The sequence below is a fragment of the Polaromonas sp. P3_C2 genome (assembly GCF_056402675.1).
In genome coordinates this window covers 1-586 of the sequence record NZ_JBFUGX010001237.1, presented here as the reverse complement: position 1 = coordinate 586, position 586 = coordinate 1, and the positions used below count along the sequence as shown (strand labels likewise).

The 586-nt window shown below is 58.4% G+C and carries 1 protein-coding gene; it reads right to left on the bottom strand.

The window, feature by feature from the left end:
* Positions 1–475: porin (locus tag AC1DWI_RS25825; protein ID WP_477726280.1), on the bottom strand; the 475-nt coding region annotated here is incomplete at its 3' end.
* Between the last annotated feature and the right edge of the window lie 111 nt (positions 476–586).

Sequence of the window (586 nt, the reverse complement as noted above, 5' to 3'; positions counted from 1 at the left end):
GAACACCAGCGTACAGGTTCGTACGCTTGGAGAGCGCATACAGACCAGCCAGGCTATAGCCGGTACGCTTCAGCTCGGAAGCACCAGCTGGGCGGGTGCTCTTGGAGCGGGCATAACCGCCGGACAGGGTGAACGTGCTGTTGACTGGGAAGTCAAGGCCAATTTGATACTCTGTCGCTTTGTCCTGTGCCAAACCGGTCACGGGGGTGGTGCCGTTCTTCACAGTACCGTAAGCACCGAGCAGCTTGACCACGCCGAAGTCATACGAACCGTTCAACTGCGTGTACTTGATGGCAGTGCTGGCACCAGTGGCTTTTTCGGTCTGATAGGCCAAAGAAGCGCCGATGGGGCCGTTTGCATAAGCAACGTTAAAGCTGGCGATCTTGCCGGCGCTGACAGTAGCGGTTTTGTTTTCGCCGAAGCTGTACATCGCAGCAGCAGAGAAACCAGCCAGGTCGGGGGTCTGGTAGTACACGGAATTGCCTGGACGATCCTGGTAGCTGTTGCTGGCCCACACGCTGGTGGAAGGCGCGAACAGGAGCGAGTCAAAGCCAGCGGCACCGGAGCCCTTGACCATGTCGTACGG